Annotated in this window: 2 protein-coding genes; both read left to right on the top strand. The window is 35.3% G+C overall.

Features of this window, described 5'->3' with window-relative positions; genetic code table 11:
- On the top strand, positions 1-382 hold a 382-nt coding region (locus tag H5202_RS23360), incomplete at its 5' end, for a hypothetical protein (protein ID WP_182774099.1).
- Positions 383-468: 86 nt separating this feature from the next.
- A partial coding sequence (locus H5202_RS23355) for a hypothetical protein (RefSeq protein ID WP_220493994.1) occupies positions 469-979 on the top strand: 511 nt, incomplete at its 3' end.

The raw sequence follows: 979 nt of genomic DNA, 5'->3' as shown, positions 1-979 counted from the left end.
TGACTGGAAATTACCTGATGTTGTTCAAGTGCGTAATTCTCTAGATTTTGAAGAGCTATTTTCAGAAAAGTTTTTAATGGAGACTCTCAGAGCTTTAATTGGTGATAAAGATAAGATCAGCCAAAAGCCTCTTAAAGAGCAAGTTACTCATTATGAGAAATTAAAACAGTATATGGATCAATTAATGAAAAGTGCTCCTGATACAACAACGACTAACAACACTAATGCTCATCCTATTACCGCTATAACTACCTTAATCGCCCATTGCGTAGTCTTTACTAGTAAGTTCATTAAGCACTTTAGTGAAAAAGTGGATCTGTCTAATGTGATTGGTATTGCTGTATTTAGTAATGGTGAAGATATTATGCTGCATTTTCACTAGATATCCCCCAAAAGCTTTTTATACAATAATATGCATTTCAAAATTGGTTATATTAAAAAGATCACGGCGATGGAGTAGCTTCTCGATTGAAAAACGAAAAATTTGTAGATGATGTTTTAAGAAAAGTCGGAAGGAACGTTGTTCTGTTTCAACAACTTGAAAGGCTGCTTAAGTTTGTTGTTGCTAATGGTAACTTAGCTGGCTTTTCAAGTGAGATCAAAACACTAAAACAAGACCAAGAAAACAAAGTTCATAAGCAAACTTTGGGGACCCTGGTTGGGCAATATGTTGAAAACTCAAATCCTGACTCAAATGCACAATCATCTGAACCAGAAGATTTAGATGAAGCATATATATCATTCAGTTTCAGAATTGAGTGTGATGAAGATTATTATAAAAGCCAAAAAAAAACTCTTGCTCAATTAGTCTGTGATCGAAATGACCTTATTCATCACCTATTGCCTCGCTTTGATATGAATTCTGCTGAAAGTTGCGAAGCACTAGGCCAAGAACTTGATGATCAGGCGGAAACGATTAGGCGAGAGATTAACAATGTACAATCCATTGCTAAGGCTTTGCATAAAGGCCGTGAGGAAT

The organism is Shewanella sp. SG41-4 (assembly GCF_014164505.1).
Classification (GTDB): Bacteria; Pseudomonadota; Gammaproteobacteria; order Enterobacterales; family Shewanellaceae; genus Shewanella.
The sequence above is the reverse complement of the archived record's forward strand: the minus strand, read 5'-3'. Positions and strand labels throughout refer to the sequence as shown.